The sequence below is a fragment of the Pseudomonas sp. TH07 genome (genome assembly GCF_016651285.1).
Lineage (GTDB): Bacteria > Pseudomonadota > Gammaproteobacteria > Pseudomonadales > Pseudomonadaceae > Aquipseudomonas.
In genome coordinates this window covers 3,440,462-3,460,103 of record NZ_JAEKED010000001.1, presented here as the reverse complement: position 1 = coordinate 3,460,103, position 19,642 = coordinate 3,440,462, and the positions used below count along the sequence as shown (strand labels likewise).

General features: G+C 59.1%; 12 protein-coding genes and 1 pseudogene. All 13 read right to left on the bottom strand.

Annotated elements, in window-relative coordinates; translation table 11 throughout:
* Window positions 1–10: 10 nt before the first annotated feature.
* A complete protein-coding gene (locus JFU57_RS16090; RefSeq protein WP_242487379.1) occupies window positions 11–844 on the bottom strand; it encodes an SDR family oxidoreductase in 834 nt (277 codons plus the stop codon).
* A complete protein-coding gene (locus JFU57_RS16085) occupies window positions 841–1,593 on the bottom strand; it encodes an SDR family NAD(P)-dependent oxidoreductase (protein WP_201130022.1) in 753 nt (250 codons plus the stop codon). The genes JFU57_RS16090 and JFU57_RS16085 overlap by 4 nt, the downstream gene beginning before the upstream one ends.
* Window positions 1,583–2,401, bottom strand: a complete 819-nt coding sequence (locus tag JFU57_RS16080) for a sugar phosphate isomerase/epimerase family protein (RefSeq protein WP_201130020.1) — start codon at window positions 2,399–2,401, stop codon at window positions 1,583–1,585. Before JFU57_RS16080 ends, JFU57_RS16085 begins: the two co-directional genes overlap by 11 nt.
* Window positions 2,402–2,415: 14 nt before the next feature.
* Complete coding sequence (locus tag JFU57_RS16075) at window positions 2,416–3,162, bottom strand: SDR family NAD(P)-dependent oxidoreductase (RefSeq protein ID WP_201130018.1); 747 nt, start codon at window positions 3,160–3,162, stop codon at window positions 2,416–2,418.
* An 8-nt stretch (window positions 3,163–3,170) separates the two neighbouring features.
* Window positions 3,171–4,967 (bottom strand): thiamine pyrophosphate-binding protein, encoded by a 1,797-nt coding sequence (locus tag JFU57_RS16070; protein WP_242489765.1) that lies wholly within the window; start codon window positions 4,965–4,967, stop codon window positions 3,171–3,173.
* A gap of 31 nt (window positions 4,968–4,998) precedes the next feature.
* Complete coding sequence (locus JFU57_RS16065) at window positions 4,999–6,900, bottom strand: N-acetylneuraminate synthase family protein (protein ID WP_201130014.1); 1,902 nt, start codon at window positions 6,898–6,900, stop codon at window positions 4,999–5,001.
* Window positions 6,897–8,264 carry a GHMP family kinase ATP-binding protein gene (locus JFU57_RS16060; RefSeq protein WP_201130012.1) on the bottom strand — a complete coding sequence of 456 codons (1,368 nt, stop codon included), beginning with the start codon at window positions 8,262–8,264 and terminating at the stop codon, window positions 6,897–6,899. Before JFU57_RS16060 ends, JFU57_RS16065 begins: the two co-directional genes overlap by 4 nt.
* Window positions 8,261–8,956 (bottom strand): sugar phosphate nucleotidyltransferase, encoded by a 696-nt coding sequence (locus JFU57_RS16055; RefSeq protein WP_201130010.1) that lies wholly within the window; start codon window positions 8,954–8,956, stop codon window positions 8,261–8,263. The genes JFU57_RS16060 and JFU57_RS16055 overlap by 4 nt, the downstream gene beginning before the upstream one ends.
* 152 nt (window positions 8,957–9,108) lie before the next feature.
* Window positions 9,109–9,234: pseudogene (locus tag JFU57_RS16050) on the bottom strand (glucose-1-phosphate cytidylyltransferase); the annotation flags it as partial.
* Window positions 9,235–9,465: 231 nt separating this feature from the next.
* The gene (locus JFU57_RS16045) at window positions 9,466–12,186 is read right to left on the bottom strand and encodes a TIGR00180 family glycosyltransferase (RefSeq protein ID WP_242487381.1); all 2,721 of its coding nucleotides are present in this window, start codon (window positions 12,184–12,186) and stop codon (window positions 9,466–9,468) included.
* 109 nt (window positions 12,187–12,295) lie between these two features.
* Entirely contained in the window at window positions 12,296–15,874 is a 3,579-nt protein-coding gene (locus JFU57_RS16040) for a glycosyltransferase (RefSeq protein ID WP_201130008.1), read from the bottom strand.
* A gap of 110 nt (window positions 15,875–15,984) precedes the next feature.
* The gene (locus tag JFU57_RS16035; protein ID WP_201130007.1) at window positions 15,985–17,565 is read right to left on the bottom strand and encodes a flagellar hook-associated protein 3; all 1,581 of its coding nucleotides are present in this window, start codon (window positions 17,563–17,565) and stop codon (window positions 15,985–15,987) included.
* Window positions 17,566–17,578: 13 nt separating this feature from the next.
* A complete protein-coding gene (gene flgK / locus JFU57_RS16030; RefSeq protein WP_078470972.1) occupies window positions 17,579–19,636 on the bottom strand; it encodes a flagellar hook-associated protein FlgK in 2,058 nt (685 codons plus the stop codon).
* Between the last annotated feature and the right edge of the window lie 6 nt (window positions 19,637–19,642).

The window sequence follows — 19,642 nt, the reverse complement described above, 5'->3', positions numbered from 1 at the left end:
AGGTTGGGCGTCACCAGGTGCTGCGCCCGCCATCGGCAATAAGGTTGGCACCATTCATATAACTTGATGCGTCAGAACAGAGAAACGCCAGCGCACCGCGATATTCATCGACCTTGGCCATGCGCCCCAATGGGATCAATTGGGTCAGCTTGCCGAGGAAAACATCGTTCTGCCCGGCGTACACACCACCCGGCGACAGCGCGTTGCAGCGAACGCCTTGCTCGCACCAGTAGGTCGCCAAGTACTTGGTCAGCCCGATCAGGCCATGCTTAACCACCGAGTAAGTCACCGGCTTGACCGGCTGCTCATCCGCAGCCTTGCCCTCTACTTGATACAGCCGCTGATCAGGCGCAATGACCCCCAGGTCCGAAGCGATATTGATGATCACGCCATGGCCCTGCGCAGCCATGTGTGGACCGAAGACCTTCGCGCAATTGAAAGCACCACCAAGACCCACATCAAGGTCGAGGCGCCACTGTTCCCACGGAAAATTTTCCAGCCGCGAGAACTCCTTGCCGTCATTGCCCTCGACTTTCGGGTTACGCGCCGCGTTGTTGATCAGAATGTCGACCCTGCCATGCTTCGCCAGCACTGCGCTGCAGGCGGCACTCACCGCGTCCACATCGGTGATGTCGACCGTCAGGCAGAGCGGCTCGACACCGACTTCATCCTGTAGCCGCGCTTTGTTGCTTTCCAGGGCCTGAGCATTGATGTCCAACAACACAGCAATTCCACCGAGATCAGCGATCGTCACTGCATGCTGATAGCCCAGCATTCCACCACCACCGGTAATGATGGCTACTCGGCCCTTCAGGTCGAACAGGTTGGCCGTTGTGTTATTCATGATCTCAGTTGTCCTCCGTCGACCACGTGCGTGGCCCCTGTAATGAAGTTCGCTAGCGGCGACGCCAGATAGGCTGCCAGCCGTGCGACGTCACCTGGTGTGCCCAGGCAACCCAAGGCGACATCTCTCGCCAGCATCGACTCGACCGCAGCACGGTCCTGCTTGAGCTTGCGATCCCACACGGAGCCTTCGAAGAGAATGTTTCCCGGCGCGATGCTGTTGATGCGCACACCCTGGCGCCCGAACACCCGCGCCGAATTACGCACGTAGCTTTCCAGCGCGGCCTTGGCAGCGGCGTATGGGACAGGGCAGCCGAGTGCCTCGATGCCACAGATGGAAGAAATGCAGATGACATTGCCTCGACTGGCCACCAGTGCCTCGGTAGCCGCCCAAACAGCGTTGGTCGTTGAATGCAGATTGATGTCGATCACGCGCTGCCATTCACTCGGATGTTCCTGACCGGGAGGTACGGAAGTACCGCTGCCGACATTGCACACCAGGATGTCGAGCCGGCCGTGAACCGCGATGACTTCCGCGATCATGGCCTGACAGGCTACCGGATCGCGGGCGTCGGCCAGCACCGAATGTGTACCGGCCAACTGCGCCTGAGCGGCGCGCAAGCGCTCTGGATCACGGCCATTGAGGACTACCTTGCAGCCTTCGTCAGCCAGCTGCCGGGCAATCGCCAGACCAATCCCTGCAGAAGAACCGGTGACCAGCGCAACCTTGCCACCAAGCTCAAGATTCATGGGTGTTCCACCACGCCAGGGTCATATCTCGATATCGAGCGACCGCACCCGCATGGTTGTCGTCTTCGGCGCGCGCCGTCTGCAGAATGAAGTGTCCGGCATAGCCCGCCTTGTGCAGTGCCGCGAACACCTGCGCAAAGTCGGCATTGCCCGAACCTAGCGGCACGGTGGTGCCGCCAAGCAGGCGATCCTTGACGTGCACGTTGTCGATCCGCGAGCCATAAGCGGCGATTTCTTCCGCCGCGCGGTAGCCCAGAGCAGCACTGTTGCCGATGTCGTAGTTGATACCGAAGGCATCTTCGGGAAAGCGGGCAATGAATTGCGCCAGGCGCTCGGCAGGAAAGTCGGACTCGAAGACGATTTTCAAACCACCCTCGACAAGGCGCTTGCGCAGGGGCAACAGGCCTTCGAGTAATGCAGCCTCTTCGTCCGGACTGGTCAGCGAACCATTGTCGACCAGAGGAATCAGCACATAGCCGATGCCAACGTTCTGGGCAGCATCAAGAATCGCGTTCAGGTCTTTCAACAGGCTGGCACGTTCTGCACCCTCGGCCTTGTAGAAAGGCGCCTGCATGAAGCAATCGCCGGTCAGCGACAGGATACGCACACCGTGTGTCTGGCTCAGTTGGCCGATACGCTCGCGCCCGGCCTTGGTCATCAGCGGATTTTCGTATAACCGCTCCTGGTCCAGAGTCCATTCCATCAACCGTACGTCGAGGCGTTGCGCAGCCTCGAACTCCAACGCCCAGTCGCGCCACGGAAATGCCTGGATCTTTCCATCCACCCGATCGCAAAGGCGGCCTTGCATGAATCCGATGTCCATCACAACCCCTTCGCGGACCAGCCGCCATCGACATGCAGGTCTGTGCCAGTGACATAACTACCGGCCCGCGAGGCGAGGAATACCGCCGCACCAGCCAACTCCTCGGCCTGGCCCCAACGACCGAGCATCGTGCGCCCGGCGCGGGCCGCATTCAGCTCAGGATTGTTGTAGCTGCCCTGAGTCATCGCGGTATGCACGTAGCCAGGCACGATGTTATTGACCCTAATACCCTGGCCGCCAAGGTCGAGCGCCAGCGCACGCGTCATTGCCGCTAGACCGCCCTTGGAGGCGACGTAGCCGGGGTTGCCGGGAAAACCCAGCCCAGCGCCGATGCTGGTGACATTGATGATCGAGCCTTGCCCGTTGCGTTGCAGATGCGGCACAGCAGCGAGACAACAGCCGTAGGCCGCTGTCAGGTTCAGTTCCAAGGTGCGTTGGAAGCTGGTCATCGCATCGCCTTCCACGCCACTTGGCAAGGTGATGCCTGCCGCATTGACCAGAATATCGAAACGACCATGGCGCTCGGCGATCTCGGCCAACAACGCCGTCACGGCAGCAGTCTCACGCACATCGCACTCTCGATACTCGAAGGCACCAGGCGTCTGCGTTTCAGCCGAACGGCCAATGCCGTAGACGATGGCACCAGCCTCGCCCAGGCCATTGGCGATGGCCGCGCCGATCCCGCGAGACGCACCGGTGACCAGCGCCACCTGGCCATCCAGCCGGAAGGTATCAAGTACTTTCATGTTCGTGCTCATTGCGCGTCCAGCGGCCAGTTCTTGGCGAACTCGTCCCGCGGAAGGAAGGGATACAGATCTTCCAGGGCACCGGATTCAGGCTTGCCTTGGGCGTTGATACGGGTCATCACTCGCGGAATGCGCGGCTCTTCCACTTGCACCATCACTTCGCAGACCACCGGCCCCTCGCGGTCGAGCACTTCGCGCAGACGTGCATCGAGGTCGGCATGCCCCTCGATCAAGGCATAGCCAACACCATACGCTTCGGCCAATTGACGCAGGTTCGGCAATTGCAGGCCACTTTCGGCGTCGGCCCCCACCAGCAGTTTGAAGTGCGCGTTCTGGGAGGTGCGAATGGACGCGTAACCCTGGTTATTGACCACAAAGCACTTTACCGGCAAGCGCTGTGCAGCCAAGGTCGCAAGCTCTTGCACATTCATCTGCAGGCCACCATCGCCCTCCACGCAGATCGTCTGCCGACGCCCCGAGGCCAGGCAGGCACCGATGGCCGATGGCACACCGAAGCCCATGGAACCTGTTCCGCGGTTGTGGAAGCAGCGCTGGTGTTTCTTGATCCGCAGACTCAGCAGGAACAACTCAGCGGCGAACCCCGAACTGCAAGGTGCAATGACATCGCCCTCACCGAGCAGCTCGGACAGCCGGTCAGTGAAGTGGTACATGCTCACACCCAGGGTGTCATCGGCATGCTCGGGTTGCAGCAGCGGATAACGTTGGCGCCAGTCAGCGATCTGCGCGAGCCATGCGGAGTATTCCGGCAGAGGGTTCGCCGCGATGCCAGCAACCAGAGCCTCGATGAATGGCTTCACGTCAGCCACCACCGGAACCTCGATCGGCATCTGCAATTTAGCGATTTCCGCTGCATCGATATCGACCACGACCTTCTTCGCATGCGGAGCGAAATGCGCATGGTTGTACGCCGTCAGCGCCATGTCCAGGCGCGAACCCAGCACGATCAGCAAGTCGCAGTTCTGCAGCGTGAAGTTCGACCAGCGCGGAGCGATAGAGCCCGGACGCCCGCCGTACAGAGGATGATCGTCCTCTATCACATCCATGGCCAGCCAGGTCGGCATGATCGGCACGCCAGCGTCTTCGATCAACGCGTTGAAGGCATCGATAGCGCCAGCCATGCGAATGCCACTGCCGGCGATGATGCCTGGACGCTTGGCGGACTTGAGCAGCTCAAGGGTCCGGGCGACCGCCGAACTGATGTCCGGTGCGGCAATAGGCGCTGGCAGCTTGGCACGACGCAATGTCGACGGGTCGACTTGTGCGGCTTGCACGTCAAGTGGCACGTCGAGCCAGACGGGTCCGCGGCGACCGTTCAAGGCTGCATATTCCAACTCATCGAAAACTTCAGCGACCGCTTCAGGATCGGTCAACGTCACCGCGCGCTTGGTGATCGACGACACGATGGTCACGATATCCGCTTCCTGCACACCCAACATGCGCAAACCGGTACCTTCCTTCAAATCGGCGGTTTTGACCTGGCCGGAAATAAAGAACACCGGCGTGGAATCCAGCCAGGCACCGAGGGTCGCGGTCACGGCATTGGTGGCGCCCGGCCCGCATGTGGTCATGCAGGCGCTGGGGCCGCCCGTGAGTTTGCCTGCCGCTTCGGCAGCGATCCCGGCGGCCTGCTCGTGCAGGCAGAGGATTGGCTCCAGGTCGGGATGACGTCCCAGGGCATCGTTCAAATGCATGGCACCGCCACCTGGCAGGAAATACACCTGTTGGATGCCCAACTCCGCCAGTCGATTCATGATGTAGTCAGCTACACGCATTTTGGTACCCATCGTTCAAACCCCAGTTCGCCGAGCGCTCGGCTTAATTCAATTGATTCAGAAAATCCAGTGCCGACCAGAACCCGGCACCGTGATCCTTGTGGCCTTGCCACACTTCGGGAATAAAGCTCACCTGCGGGTACCCCTTGAGCTGCGCCCAGGTCGCCGGCCAGTCCACATCACCGGTGCCCATCAGCACGCCCTCGCCGTTGCTGCCTTTGGCGTCGGCCACGTGTAAGTGCGCGGAGTACGGCAGCAGCAGTTTCAGCGCTGCCTGGAAATCCAGTTCAAAGTGGAAGCAGGCCATTTGCAGGTGCGAGAGATCGAGGCACAGGCGCAGGTTCAGGGCTTTAGCCTGTTCGGCCAGCTCCTGCGGCATCATGAAAATGTTCTGGTGACGCTGACCGCCGAAGTGCCACGGGAACGGCGCCATGTTTTGCGGGATCAGCTCGGTGCGACCGAAGTCGACCTGGGCGCAGGACTCCTGGAAGCGGCGGTACAACTCGGCACGCTGACTGATCGGGAACGGCTCGTCTGCGGAGAAACCGCCGATGTTGGCGACGATCAGCAGCGAGTCGGCGTTCGGGAAAAACTCGGCGATTTGCAGGGTGGCGTCGACCACCCGTTGCAGGTTGGCGATCGAGCGCTGGCGGTAGTCCAGGTCATCGGCCACCAGGTCCAGCAACTCGCTATTCTCGAACAGCTCCGGGGCATGCACCACCAGGCGCGAACACTCGACCTGGCGCAGATACGCCTGGGGCGCCACGCTCAGGTCGCGGTAGGACAAATGGAACTCGAACAGGTCCGGTTTGATCCACTGCTCGTATTGCAGGAAATCGTGATACCGCACCGGCACGCCCCACAGAATCGGCATGGCGAATTCACGACGCACTTCGGCTTGCTCAGACAGGTCGCTGTCGAACAGGAAGTCACCTTGCGGGATGGCGCGACCGGCCTTTTTTCCGAGCAGATCGGTCAAGCGATACGGCGGCAAACCCTGGCCCGGGCTGGCCACGCGCAGCATGCTTTGTTCGAACACTTCACCGGGCTCGATGGCCCGGGCGGCGATCACGCTCTTACCGAGGTTCTCGCGGTTGAGCAATTCGCCCTGGCTGGCGTGACGACCGGGTCCGGTCCACGGCAATGCCTTCTCGACCTGACGAATGCCTTCGACCAGTTGACGGAATTCCTCCGGCTCGAGGCTAGCGAGGTGGTCCGGTCCTTCCATGCCGCGGTCGAGGGTGATGTGACGCTCGATCAGCTTGGCACCCAAGGCAACAGCGGCAATGCTGATCGCGGTGCCACGCTCGTGGCCGGAGTAACCGATCAGGCCGTGCAGCTCGCGCAGGCGCGCCAGATAACCGAGCTGGATGTCGGTTTCCGGCGCCGGGTAAGTGCTATTGCAATGCAGCAGCGCGAAGGGCACGCCCAAGCCGTTCAACTGCTCGATCGCGCGGACGATTTCGTGCTCAAGCGACATGCCAGTGGACAGGATCAGCGGCTTGCCCAGCTGTGCAGCCTTGGCGATCAGGTACGGATTGCACAGGTCGGCCGAAGCGATTTTCAGTGCCGGCACGTCGAAATCGGCGAGCACCTCAACGCTGGGCTCATCCCACGGTGTGCAAATATAGCTGATGCCTTTTTCCGCGCAGTACCGACGAATTTGCAGGTGTTCATCGACGCTCAATTCGACCTTGTCGAGCAAATCCTGGATGTACTCGACGCCCAGATCCTCTGCGCGCGAACCATCGGCTTTGCGGCGATAGAGCGCCTCACGGTTGCGCAGTTGAAACTTCACGCAATCGGCGCCGGATTCGATCGAGGCATCCACCAGTTGTTTGGCCAGCTCTACCGAACCATTGTGGTTGTTGCCCACTTCGGCGATGACAAAAGTGTGGTCACCACCGACGACAACGCCATCGATGCTGAAGGTTTGCGTATTCATTGAATTTTGGTCCGCCAGGAAGTGACACCGTTGGATTCGAAACGGAAATCAGTGGTTCTGCAGCCAAGCTCGCGGACTTTGGCAGTCACGGCCTGGCGGTGCTGGGGCTGCACGAAGAACAGGAAGAAGCCCCCGCCTCCGGCGCCAAGTAATTTGCCACCAAGCGCGCCTGCGGCCAGCGCGCTGTCGTAAATCTTGTCGAGCACGCCATCGCTGACGGCGCAAGAAAACTGTCGCTTGAGCATCCAGCCCTGATGCAGGCAACGGCCAAAATCGTGCAGCTCGCCGCGAATCAAGTGGTGGTGCATATGACGACACAGCGCCACGCTTTCCGTGATCAGCAGACCTTGAGCATCTTTGCTGATCATCTCTTCGCGTTGTTGCTCATGCAGCTTGCCGGAGTCGTGGGAAATGCGCGTATCACAGAGCACCAGGCACTCTTCAAGCTCGTTGCAGATCGAGTCTTCCAGGCGAATGGGATGCACCAGGTTTCGACCTTCCTTGAACTCGATCAGATTGAAGCCGCCGAAGGCCGACGCATACTGATCCTGCCAGCCGCCCGCAATGCCGAAACACAGGCGTTCGGCCTGGAATGCCAGTTCAGCCACTTCATAGGTGCTCCAGCGATCGCGGCGCAATTCGTTGAATGCAGCGATGACCGCAGTGGTGACCGCCGAAGAACCGCCGAGCCCGGAGCCCACGGGAAAGTCGGAACGGATGTACAGGTCCAGCCCATAGGTGGGCTGGATCACCGAGACGATGGTCGCTAGCAAACCTTTGTTGCCATGCGCCAGCAAGTCGGCAATGGAATCGTAATGCTCCTCGGTACCGAGGTCTTCCGAGAAGATCTGAATGACGCTGTCGGTACGTGGAATCAACGTGGCATGGGAGTACAGGCCGACCGTGCAACTGAGCACCGCGGCGGGGTTTTCCACGAAGTAATACGTGAGGTCGGAACCGCCCCCGCTGAAGCTCATACGCACCGGTGCACGGGCTCGTGCCAGCACCGGCACTTCCTGATTGGCCGCAAGACGCGCGGGTGTGACCACATCGACCAGAAAGCCATCGACATCGACGACCGGTATTGCGTTATAGCTCAGATCGAAAATCTTGAGCATTTCCTCGCGCGCCGCGCCGAGCTTCACCGAGCGGTAATCGGTGTTCATGCATTCGGTGACCGGCACTGTCGTCGCGCCACCTTGCAGCAGGTAGCGGCGTAAATCACCATTGGTCAGAACGCCAGCCAAGCGCTGCTCATCGTCCACAACGAAAACGATTTGCAACGCTCCCGACTCAATACATTCAACAGCGTCGAGAATAGTCTGGCGGGTATAAATCGTCTGGTTTTTTACCAACTGATTCATTCGTTCGGGACCTCTTGAAAACCGGATTTGAAGGCACTTAACGAGTCCGGCGTACCGATATCAATGAACGGCCCTGAATACTCACCAACCTGCATCAACTGGCGCACAATCAACTGCGGCAAGATATCCCGTTCCATCGAACACGCCTGCAATGTAAAGCAGTCCAGCGAATCGACAGCAAAACCGTAGACGCCAGCGTTCACCAAGCCAGGCCCGGAAACGCCTTTCTCGTTCAACGCCAGCAACTGCAAATTGTCCGAGCAAATCAGGCTACCGTAACGCGAACGGTCCTCGACCTTGACCCCAACCAGCACATCTTCCGCAGCGCTCATTGCCAGGCGGTAGGCCGAATAATCTAGCCAGGTATCTGCATTAAGCACCAGATAACGGCCATCCGGTGGCACTTCACGCAACGCCTGCAATACAGCCCCACCAGTGCCCATCGGTTGTTCTTCGACTGCCAGTTGCAGAGCGACACCGGACTCAGCCGCCAGCACAGGCAGCAGCTCTGCCAACTGATCAGCACGATAATGCGCGCACAATACTGCGTCACTGATACCCGCCAGCTTCAACTGCGCCAGCACCAGGGCCAGGAATGGCCGCCCGTGAATATCGACCACCGCTTTTTGCGAGCCCTGGAGCACTGTGCTCAGACGAGTGCCGAAACCGCCGCAAAGGATGTAGGCGCGCATCAGCGTGCCGATCCGATTCGTTCAGTACCGCCAAACATCTCAAAGGAATGGAAAAGAGTGGAATGAGGAGAAATACACTCACCTACTCTCCAGCCACAAAAATACAACTGCGCTCTTACAAAAGACGTTTTTTTATAGACAACTTTCAACTGAGAGTAGATTTTCATGATGTGCCAGATGATTGGCTTGCAACCAATTTCAATCATTGGCTTAGGCTTAAGGGGCGACTGCTTAGTGATACGAGTCCCTAACCCCTCCGCCAGAATTACTGCCTTCATGTGCTTGTCTCAAGTGTGAATAATATCGACTTCATTGAACGGCTACCGCAACGTCAAGGACGCCAATAATTCGGCGCATGCGCCTGTTAATAGGTCGCACCCACAGGAAAGCAATATTGGTGCCATCAAAAAATGAGCCTGAGCGCCAGACGGTGCGGGTTTTAGCCAGTAACCAAAATGCAAAAGGCCCACCGCGAGGTGGGCCTTTACCGGCTGCAAACCCTTGAAGCGTCAGCTTTTGGACTGAGCAATCAACGCCGACCAGGGAATCGCGGCCACCGGCCCCAGGGCAAAGCCCGCCCCCTTACTCAGCAGATTGCGGTTATGGAAGCGATCCTGCTGCAACGCCTGGGACCACTTCTCCCGCAATGCCTCAAGTGCCGTGGGCGACTGCGCCAACATACCCGGCTGAATAACCAGCACATGAGGCGTCCAAACCGTCAGATATCCAGCCTGGCCAAGTCGCAGGCACAAATCCACATCACCATAGGCCTGGGCAAACAGCTCATCGTCAATGCCATCGGCAGCGTCGAACAGTTGCTTGGAAATCATCAGGCAGGCAAAGGACACCGCCGAGCAGTTCTGCTCCACCACCAGCCGGTACATGTAACCCGCGGAATTCTTCGACGCACCGACAAAAGGCGAGTAAGCCCCCACCTCGTCGCCCAGGATCAACCCAGCCTGGGTCACCGTGCCTTCGCGATCGATCAACCTGGCCCCGACCACACCCACTTCAGGACGCTGCACCTGATTGAGCAAGGATTCGATCCAGTTGACGTTGACCACTTCACTGTCAGCCGACAGGGCCACGAGGTATTCGCCGTTAGCCTGCTGGCTGGCGGTGTTGATCAATGTTGCGCTGGACATGCCAGACTCGGCGGCGAACAGCCGGACACGCCGAGCCTGCGGGCCAAGCTCCTCCAGCCAATTGCTCAGCAACTCCGAGTAGGTCAAGTCTTGCCCGATCAGCACTTCATAGCGCTGGTAACGAGTGCGTTGCAGCACGCTGAGGATGCAGCGCTGCAATGCCTCAAAATCCTGCACGCCATGGAGGATGATCGAAACCATTGGCCGTTCAGTGAACCGATAATCGATCTTGTGCGTGCCCGCAAGCAAGCTGCTGACATCGGCCTGATAACCCCGAGTTGCCAAGTGTCGCAACAAGGCTTTGCGCTCATCGGCGTCGGCCTCCGCATCCGGAGCCTGGCAAATCAGCAACGGCTCATCCAAATGTGCCAGTCCCTCCAACCCGCCCTGCTCGATCAGACGCAACAGCAGGTCGAATTCCAGGGCATTTTTGAATTCCCGCGAGTACCCACCCACTCCGACCACCAGCTCACGGCGTACCAGCCAGTGCCGAGCCATCAGCGACGGAATGCTTTGCAGCAGATCAAGGTTGAATCCCGGGCGGAACACATCGGACAAGGTACCGTCGGCCTGACGATGGAATTCATCCATCGCTACGGCGCGGCACTGCGGCGCAGCCAGCAACTCGAGACTCGCCTGATACAGGCCGCTTGGCGTCAGTTCGTCACCCGCCTCCGCCATTACCACCCAGTCGCAGTCGCTCTGGCTCACCACCTGGTTGATCTTGTCGACGTAGTTGCTTTCGTTGACTTTGACGAAGTGCAGCGTGTTTTGCAGAGTGGTTTCGGCCGGTAGATCGCCCGTGGTGAACACGATGATCTTGAACGCCCGGCAATAGCTGTTCATCACACTGTCGAAGGTCGCTTGCAACTTGAAGATATCGGCTTGCAGGTCGAGCAGCAGGATGCCAAACGTCGGCCCTCCGGCATTACGCGCCAGATGCTGGGCAACTTCCTGTGCTTGTTTGGCACTTGGATCGCGCGCTTGCAACCAGTTCAGCAGCAGCCCGGAGCGCGTGGCATCGAACAACCTGGCGTTATCTTCAAGCGTCGCGCCAGCCACGCGCTCGCCCCATGCCAAAAGCTTTTGCGCCTGTTCTTTTTTGCCCTCGGCCAGCAGCGATCGAGCCAGTTGCTCCACCAGCTCCTGATTGAAAGCGTAGAGCTCGAAGGCATGCAGCAAGCGCTCATTGAGCGGCTCGGCACTGGAATTACGATGAACACGACCCAGCTCTCGCTGCTTGAGCATCGACGCTTCAAGCTCTTCCAGTTGCAGGCGGCCGGTAGGCACCGCGTGCAGCTGGAACTCGATGGCGCTGAGTACGTCAAAAAACGCTTGGTTGTAGAACGGCAACTCGACGTATTGCGTCGGCTCGAAACGGCGGACAGGTTCTCCAAGGTGCGAGTCCCAGATCGACTCAACCAGCTTCTCGCTGACGGCACCGAAGGTCATGCTACGGCATTCATGTACGGCATAGGCAATGGGCAGCACGCGCACCTTGGCACCAGCCGTCAGCCCATAGGAATAGCTATTTTCATGAAGGGCCGGATTGAAGTCTGGCGCCAGCGATGCGTACCAGCGTTGCAAAATGTCGGTTCGAGTCACGCCGTTGGCCAACGAAGGCCGATGAATAGCAAGCGCGGCCAGTCGCGCCGCAGCCGATTCATCATCATAGTCTTCGCAGCCCTTGCGGTCGCGCAGGTAATAATCGACGCGGTTGGCATGGGCTTCGTACGCCAGACTATATCCCTGGCAAACACCGTAGTCGGCATGGGCTTCAAGAAACGCCAGTGACTCATCCAACGCCAGCGGTAACAGGAAGCTGTCGGCTTCGGCCACCGCCATATAGGGCGTGGTGATCTGTTCGATGACCTGGCGAACCCGAAGGCTGAAATGTTCGGCACGTGGCGCGGGGAGATGCAGGTACTGCACACCGGCAAAACTTGCGGCGATACCCGCATCGGCTTCAAGCGCCGAGTCGACAACCAACACAGCGCTAGGCCAGGCGCTGTAATAGCGCAATGCCCGACGCAAGCCGCGGGATTGGCCGCGGACCAGCAGCACCAGGGTAAACCGCTCGCTCAACGGAGCAGCGGATCCATTTGAGAAGTTACTTTGCATATCAATTCCTATAACGAGCGGGTAGCCGAATCAGCGGCAGAACGTTCTGTTGATAACTCACCAATGCGGCACATCAATCGGGTAGCCAACCATCGGCCCAGTACTGCAGGTTATCGCCACGCAACATGAAATCGCGCAAGACCACTTCGCGCAATTCATCGCCCATGCGGTAACTCGCATCCGGATCCGAGAGGTGCATGCGAATCGCTTGTAGCCACTCACCGGTACTGTTGCTCTGGATCCTTGTGCAAGGCAGGTGCCCGCGATAGGCCTCGGTGTCGGAACAGATCACCGGAAAGCCGCAGACGCCGTATTCGAGCAACCGCAAGTTGCTTTTGCAGTCATTGAAGATATGAAATTCCAGCGGCGCCAAAGCAAGATCCAGGTTCAGGCTCGCAAGCTTCGCCGGGTACTCCGAGAGGCTGACACCCGGATGGAACTCGTGGATATAGGGGCGCAGCAGATCGGGGCACATACCAAAAAACACCCATTCGACCTCTTGCGCCAATTCACGGACCACCTCGGCGATAAGTTCCAGGTCGCCACGGTGGCTGGTGCCGCCCCCCCAGCCTACACGCGGCTTGCGTGACGTTCGGCGCTGACTGGTGATATGAGTCCACAGGGATGGGGCCAACATATTCGGCACCACGCGTATATCGTGATGCATGTCAGACAGGGCATTTGCCAGCGCAGGGGTCGAAACTACCACCCGATCACACATGGCAACCCCTTGACGCATCAACGCCTCGATGTTGTCGGGCATGTTACGGATGTGTTCATTCCTTTCCGGAATTCTGACTACGTAATCATCGAGCTCATAAATCCGCAACGCCTGGGAGTAGTTTTTAACCTGAGCGATGTCGTTGAATTTGCTGGTGTTATAACGCCCTTGAAGAATGATGACATCCGGCGATTGTCGTTCGATATCAATGATCGACGGCATGTCATACGCAACGCGGCCGACAATTCGCCCGGCCGCCTGCAACTCGAACAACGGCTGGCTGATGCGGTAGTGCCCGATTGCCGAGCTGTTCATGGCCAATCCGAGAATCGTCGGCACCGTACGCGTACACAAAGGGTTCCATCCGGTACGCGCACCTGGTGCCAAACCAAAACTGTGACCACTGAGATTCAAGTTGTGATTGTAAGCAGGATCATTGGCTATTTTCGGCAACCAACGCTGGTAGAACGCCTCCTGCTCCAGCTCAAGCTGCTTGCGCCCATCTTTGCTTCGAGACTGTGATGGAGGTGCCAGCACTACATTGGCGTAAGGCGTGGTGACGATCAGGTAGCCCTCCTTACCCACACGCAGACAAAAATCCAGGGCATTGATGCCCGGCGTGCTGATCGCCTCGTCAAGCCCGTCGACACTGTCGAACACCTGCTTGCGGACCAGCATGCAGTGACCGCTGACCGCGCTCCAGTTCTGTACTACCTGCAATCGCTGCATGTAGCCGCCAGAGGTCACCGCCTCATTGATAAATGCCCTGCCCGCCAGACCGTTCAGGCCCAATACCAGGCCTGCATCGATCACATCGCCTTGCAGGTTCAGGGTACGTGGCCCAACGATACCAACCTCCGGCCGCTGCCCATGATTAAGCAATTCATCCAGCCAACGCTCGTCATGCAGTACGCAATAGGGGCTGAGTAACAACAGGTACTCGCCTCGTGCCTGCTGCACCGCAATATTTTTGATCGACGCGTCGCTGCCGCCCTCGGAACGCAGGAATATGCGCAATGTCTCACTACCCAGCTCAGCCATGGCCTGAAGCCAATCGCGCATTTCTACGGTTCCGCTGGCATTGTCGACGATGATGATCTCGTAGCGGCTATAGGCAGTGGTGCTGACCAGACTATTGATACAGCGCTGCAGCGCACTCAGATCGTCGGTGACGACAATGATGATCGACACCAGTGGTCGATCCTGATGAAGGTACTCGATCCGAGACACCAGTTTCAGCACTGGTCCAGGATGCAGAACATGCTCGAGACCGATTCGTTGCAAATGAGCGGTGGTCAGCTGGGCATTTTGCTCAATCACTTCAGGCAGCGACAGCCATTGGGCGAAACTAAACACCGACTCGACCTGTACTTCAGCAATGTGTCCGATGGCATGGGGTCCATCGGTCTCGACCAGACGCCAGATCAGGTCATGCGGCGCCAACTCTCCCAGTGACGAATCAAAGCCGTCCAGCGCCAGGAAACGCTTGCGCTCAAAGGCCAGGGCACGACCCACGTAGGGGTAGCCGCGCATCAGGTCAAGATTGAAGTCAGGCTTGAAGATCGGCTCTGCAGACTTGTCATCCACCAGCGCACCTTCATCGCTGTAGATACAACTGGCTCCTGGCGCTCCAACAATCCGGTCGGCCAGGACCAACATCGCAGACTCCGTCAGCCGGTCGCCGGCACGCAACAAATAGAACCAGTCGACGTCAGGTAGCCCAGCTAACAATTGATTAAGTTGCTGCGGCCAGTCGCCGTGCAGGGGCAGCCGTCGAGCCTTGGGCTCCAGCTCATCCGTGCTGTTTGACAACACCAGCACCGACTCGCAGCCATAGCTTTGGGCGCCAATACTCCTGAGGGTGCAATTAAGGTCGTAGCCGTCATTTTCGGCGTCGATGATGATCGGAACAATGACCGGGCGATGGGCCCAGCGTGCGATCTGGCGGGACAATACATGCTTGCGGGACGGGGTGAACTGTCGGCATTCAATCCACTGCTGGTAGAGGTCCGCATAGCTCTCGGTGTCCGTGCCAACCTGGACCAACATGATCGCCTGGCGTGCTGCCATGACCGTATAAAGATTGAGCTCCTGCCAATTACGCTCCTGCGAAACGCCGATTTCGTCCAGCGCTACATAGCGTACCCAGTCGACGGCCGGAGCCGTCTCGCCGCTGCGCTGTGCAAGCATCTGTGCCAGCCACGTCCATTCGACAATGGCCGCCGAAACAACCTCAGGACGTTTGCTCAGGCGCTCCGGGTACAGTCGCTCAATACCACCAATCGCACTGAGCTGCACCAGATTGCCGCGTCGTAGCAGGCAAACGAACAGGGCAAAATCAAGCAGTGCGATAAATCCGGCTTCTGGCTGTGCCAAGGCAGGTAGCAGCGCAGAGATATCGGTGCGACGCATCAGCGCGCAGCTGAACCCACCCAAGATGTTGCGTGGCGTTTTCTCAAAACTGGCGAGCAGGTCCTCACCTTTGAACAACCCATCAAACTGGGTAAGGCCAACGTTTTCCATGCGAATTGGCAAGACATAATCATCAGCGTCAACCAAGCGCCGCTTGCTCACCACCAATAGCACGTCTGAATGGTCGCGCAAGACTACTGCCTGCTGGCTGATGGTACTCACCACTAGCTGATCATCGTCACACAAAAACTTGATGTACTCGCCACGGCTCTCGTTGAAGCAACGCAGGATGTTCTGTTGGAACCCCAAGCGGAGCGGGTTATACAGATAACGCACGAGAACATTCGAACCGGCGCTTAGCGAATCGACAATCTGCTCGATCTCGCCCGTACGGCAATCATCGCAAACAACAATTTCAAGGTTTTCGTAGGTCTGGTCGAGTGCGCTTTGCAGCGCCACGCGGAAGAAACGTGGGTTGAACGCAGGGATGGCGATGCTGACAAGAGGAGTTGGTTTCACACGCGGGGCTCTCGAGCTGAAGGCGTCAACTCATGCGAGAGCAGAACGTCTTGAACCGAAAAAGGGAAAAGACCAGGGGTTGCGCAGTCAATCGCAACCCCTGCACTGCATCAGACTTTGTTGAACAACCCCAGCTGGGCAATCTTGCTGAATGCCAACTGCGATGCCTGCAACATCGTTTGCTGCAGGGTCAGGCGGGTCATGACAGCAGCCGGGTCGGAATCGCGGATTCCCGATTGCGTCTGGGCATTGGCCAGCACCAACGCCTGGTTGGTATCGACCTGAGTATCCAACGCCTGGCCGCGACCACCCACCGAACTCAGGCCGGCGGCCAACTGGTCGGTTCCGCTGGCCAGGTTGGCCATGCCCGAAGCCAGGTCGGCGAGTTGCTTCTGGGCTGCAACGGCGTTGCCGATAGTCGGAGTGTTGAGTGCGTTTTTCAGTTGGCTCACGGTGTCCAGGATGTTCTGGGTCTCGTGGGTGTTGACCGCCACGCTGTACTGATTGCCCGCGGCCGGTGCGGTGCTGTCCAGGGTGAACTCGACACCGGATGCGGTGGCCTTGTTGCCCACCACGGTGCCGCTGGATACCGGCTTGCTGCTTGAGGTCAAGGGCGCGGCGTACAGCTCGAAGTCAGTGGAACTGGTGAACTTCAGGATCGCCGAGCCGCTTGGAAAACTGGCGTGATAAGCGACGGGATCGGTCACCTTGGTGCCGGTTACCTGGGTATCAGTCGGGTTGCCCGGGCTACGAGCAACGTTGAACGAATCCGGCTTGGACGTCAGTTCGAACTTGTAATTCGGCAGGTCCGCGACCGGATCATCACCGGTGGCCAGATTGAGAGTCAGGTTCAGATCAATGCCGCGAAAGCTGACGGTCTGCGTGCCTTTTTTGGTCGGATCAAAGGCGCCTGCCTGACTGGCATCGGCCGTTACATCAAGGTTGTTGGCGTCAGTGATTTTCAGCTGGTTGCCGCCAACAATTTCAACTTTGTACGGCTCACCGCTGCGGAACTTGTTGTTGTAGGTCACGCCCGACGTTACCTGGCCGTTGGACAGTGTGACTTGGCTCTTGTCCTGCGCGGAGCCCGGCACCGGCGCAGTGGAAGTCACTTGGCTGCGGCTGGTGTTGATCGCCTGCTGGAACACTTCCCAACCAGTGCTGTTGGTGGCCATCGACATGCTGTCGCCGACCGGCAGGTCCAGGGTCACCTGGTCACCGTTGTAGCTGTAGGTGCCGTCGCTATTACGCGAGAACGGCGCAACATCGCCCTTGGAACCGGAGAAAATGTATTTGCCGTTTTCGTCCTGGCTGTTCATCAGGCTCAACAGCTGCTCTTCGATCTGCCCAAGCTCCGACGCGTTGGCCTGGCGGTCGGCATCGGTGTAACCATCGCTGCCAGCACCGATGGCCAATTCCTTGGCGCGTTGCAGCACGTTGTTGATGCTGGTCATCACCGACTCGGCCTGACCCAAGGTCGCCTTGATCGTGTCGCTATTGGTCTTGTACTGATCCAGCATCGAGGCTTGCTGCCCCAGTTGCAGCAGACGCGAGGCACCGACCGGATCATCGGCGGCGGTGTTGACGCGCACCAGGCTGCTGGCCTCTTCGCTGCTTTTAACGACGTTGGCGAAGTTCTTCTGGTAGTTGGCAGCGGTGGACTCGTAAAACTGGGCGGTAGAAATGCGCATGGGCTACGACTCCTTAAAGACTGTTGATCAGTGTGCTGAAGATTTCCTGCGCAGCCTTGATGATCTGCGAAGACGCGGTGTAGTACTGCTGGTACTTGACCAGGTTGCCGGTTTCCTCATCGAGATCGACCCCCGACAGCGAATCCCGGGCGCCCTTGGCGTTGGCCAGGATGGCCGAGGTCGCGGCGTTGTCGAGCTTGCCCTGGGCGGCCTTGGCGCCCACACCTTCGACCAGCTTGCCGTAGGCATCAGTCAGGGAAATACCTTTACTGGCACTGCCGGTATCGACGGTTTGCGCCGTCTGCAAGCCGGCCAGGGTCGTGCCGTTGCGGTTGTCCAGGGTGCCTGGCTGGCTGAGGGAAATATTGATCCCGGCAGCCGAGGCTGGAGAGCCTGCGACGGTCATCTCGAACGCGGCGGTGCGCTGCACCGGCGGCGTGCCCGAATCCATGATCGCGTTGCCGCTGGCGTCGACCAGCGGAATGCTCAGGCTCAAGGTGTTGCTCTGGCCGGGCACGATGGTGCCGTTGCTGATCTCGTGGCCGCCAGCGTCGAGCAACTGGTAAGTCTGGGTCGTGCCGCCGGCAGTGCCGAAGACCAGCTTGACCGGAGTCGATGTCTTCAGGCCGTTCTGGATCGCCTGGGTAGCCGCCGTGTCGTAGATATCCAGCGAGGTTTTCAGGGTCGGCTGACCGCTGGCCGGGATCGACAGCGTGCCACTGCTGCCCGAGGCGATGGCGGCACCCAGCGGCGCGGCAATGGCCAGGCGCTTGGAGTCGGTCATCTCGGTCTTGATGCTGGTCGCGGCGTTACGGGTCGGGGTCAGCTTGAAGGTGTCGCCGGCAGTCGCGCTGGTAGCGGTGAACTTCAGGGAGAAGCCATCGATCACCGGCGGCGTGGTGGCCGTAGTGCTGAACGAGCCTGCGGAGCTGCCATCGGACAGGCGCTGCACGGTGTAGTCGGTGGCGCTGGTGAAGGTCACCTTGTAATCGCTGATCGACAGCTTGCCGGTGTCTTCAATGTTGACATTGAAGGTGCCCGCGCCAACGTTGGAGGTCGAGGCGACACTGCGCTGGGCAACCTGGGAGGCACTGTTGATGCTGCTGAAAATGTTCGAGCCGAATTCACCGTTCTTGTCGATGCCCTGGGCCTGGATGGTGTTCATCTGGTCGGCGACCACCAAGGCCACGCGCCCCAGTTCATTCATGGCCGGGTCCAGCACCGTGCTGCGATAACGCAACAGGCCGCCGATCTCGCCACCGGTCATGATCGAGGTGATGTCGATGGTGCTGGCGCCACGATTGAGCTGAATCGCCGAACGCGACGGATCGTCCTTGCTCGGCACCACTTCCAGGGTGCTGACGGTGCCGCCCATGACCAGCGGCTGGCCGCTGCCCAGGTAGATATCCAGGTTGCCGTCGCGCTCCATGACCTGAGCGCCGGTGAGGCTGGAAAGCTGGCGCACGGTTTCGTTGCGCGAATCCAGCAGGTCATTCGGCATGCCGCCGGAGCTGGAGATCTCGGTGATGCGCTGGTTCAACTGGGCCACGGTACTGGCCAGCTTGTTGACCTGGTCCGCCATGCTCGACAGGTTGCCGTTGATGGTGGTGTTCTGCTCGTTCAACTGGGTGGACATCGAGTTGAAACGGTTGCTCAGAGCCTGGGCATCGCTGAGCAGCAGTTGGCGCGATGCATCGTCACCCGGCTTGGAGTTGACGTTCTGCACCGAGGCGAAGAATTTGGTCAGAGCGCCATTGAGGCCCGTGCCACTGTCGGAGAGCAGGCTGTCGAGCGGCGTGACCTGGCCCAGGTAGGCGGCCGAGTCGCTGTTGAGCGAGGTCTTGGTCTGCAGTTGCGCGTCAAGGTAGCTGTTGTAGACGCGGCGCACGTCGGCCAGGGTGGTACCGGTGCCGATATACACCGTGCCGTACTGGATGGAGGCCTTGGTGCCCTGCACGGTTTGCTGGCGCGAATAGCCGGCGGTATCGGCGTTGGCGATGTTGTTACCCGTAGTCATCAACGACGATTGGCTGGCTGACAGCCCCGACATCCCGATATTGAGCAAACTCATGGTTCA

What these genes read in the sequence shown, in the direction of transcription:
- JFU57_RS16080 (WP_201130020.1), bottom strand. Translation starts at nt 2,401, where the DNA reads ATGCAAGGCCGCCTTTGCGATCGGGTGGATGGAAAGATCCAGGCATTT.
- JFU57_RS16060 (WP_201130012.1), bottom strand. Translation starts at nt 8,264, where the DNA reads ATGAATCAGTTGGTAAAAAACCAGACGATTTATACCCGCCAGACTATT.
- JFU57_RS16075 (WP_201130018.1), bottom strand. Translation starts at nt 3,162, where the DNA reads ATGAAAGTACTTGATACCTTCCGGCTGGATGGCCAGGTGGCGCTGGTC.
- JFU57_RS16035 (WP_201130007.1), bottom strand. Translation starts at nt 17,565, where the DNA reads ATGCGCATTTCTACCGCCCAGTTTTACGAGTCCACCGCTGCCAACTAC.
- JFU57_RS16085 (WP_201130022.1), bottom strand. Translation starts at nt 1,593, where the DNA reads ATGAATCTTGAGCTTGGTGGCAAGGTTGCGCTGGTCACCGGTTCTTCT.
- JFU57_RS16065 (WP_201130014.1), bottom strand. Translation starts at nt 6,900, where the DNA reads ATGAATACGCAAACCTTCAGCATCGATGGCGTTGTCGTCGGTGGTGAC.
- flgK (WP_078470972.1), bottom strand. Translation starts at nt 19,636, where the DNA reads ATGAGTTTGCTCAATATCGGGATGTCGGGGCTGTCAGCCAGCCAATCG.
- JFU57_RS16055 (WP_201130010.1), bottom strand. Translation starts at nt 8,956, where the DNA reads ATGCGCGCCTACATCCTTTGCGGCGGTTTCGGCACTCGTCTGAGCACA.
- JFU57_RS16070 (WP_242489765.1), bottom strand. Translation starts at nt 4,967, where the DNA reads ATGGGTACCAAAATGCGTGTAGCTGACTACATCATGAATCGACTGGCG.
- JFU57_RS16090 (WP_242487379.1), bottom strand. Translation starts at nt 844, where the DNA reads ATGAATAACACAACGGCCAACCTGTTCGACCTGAAGGGCCGAGTAGCC.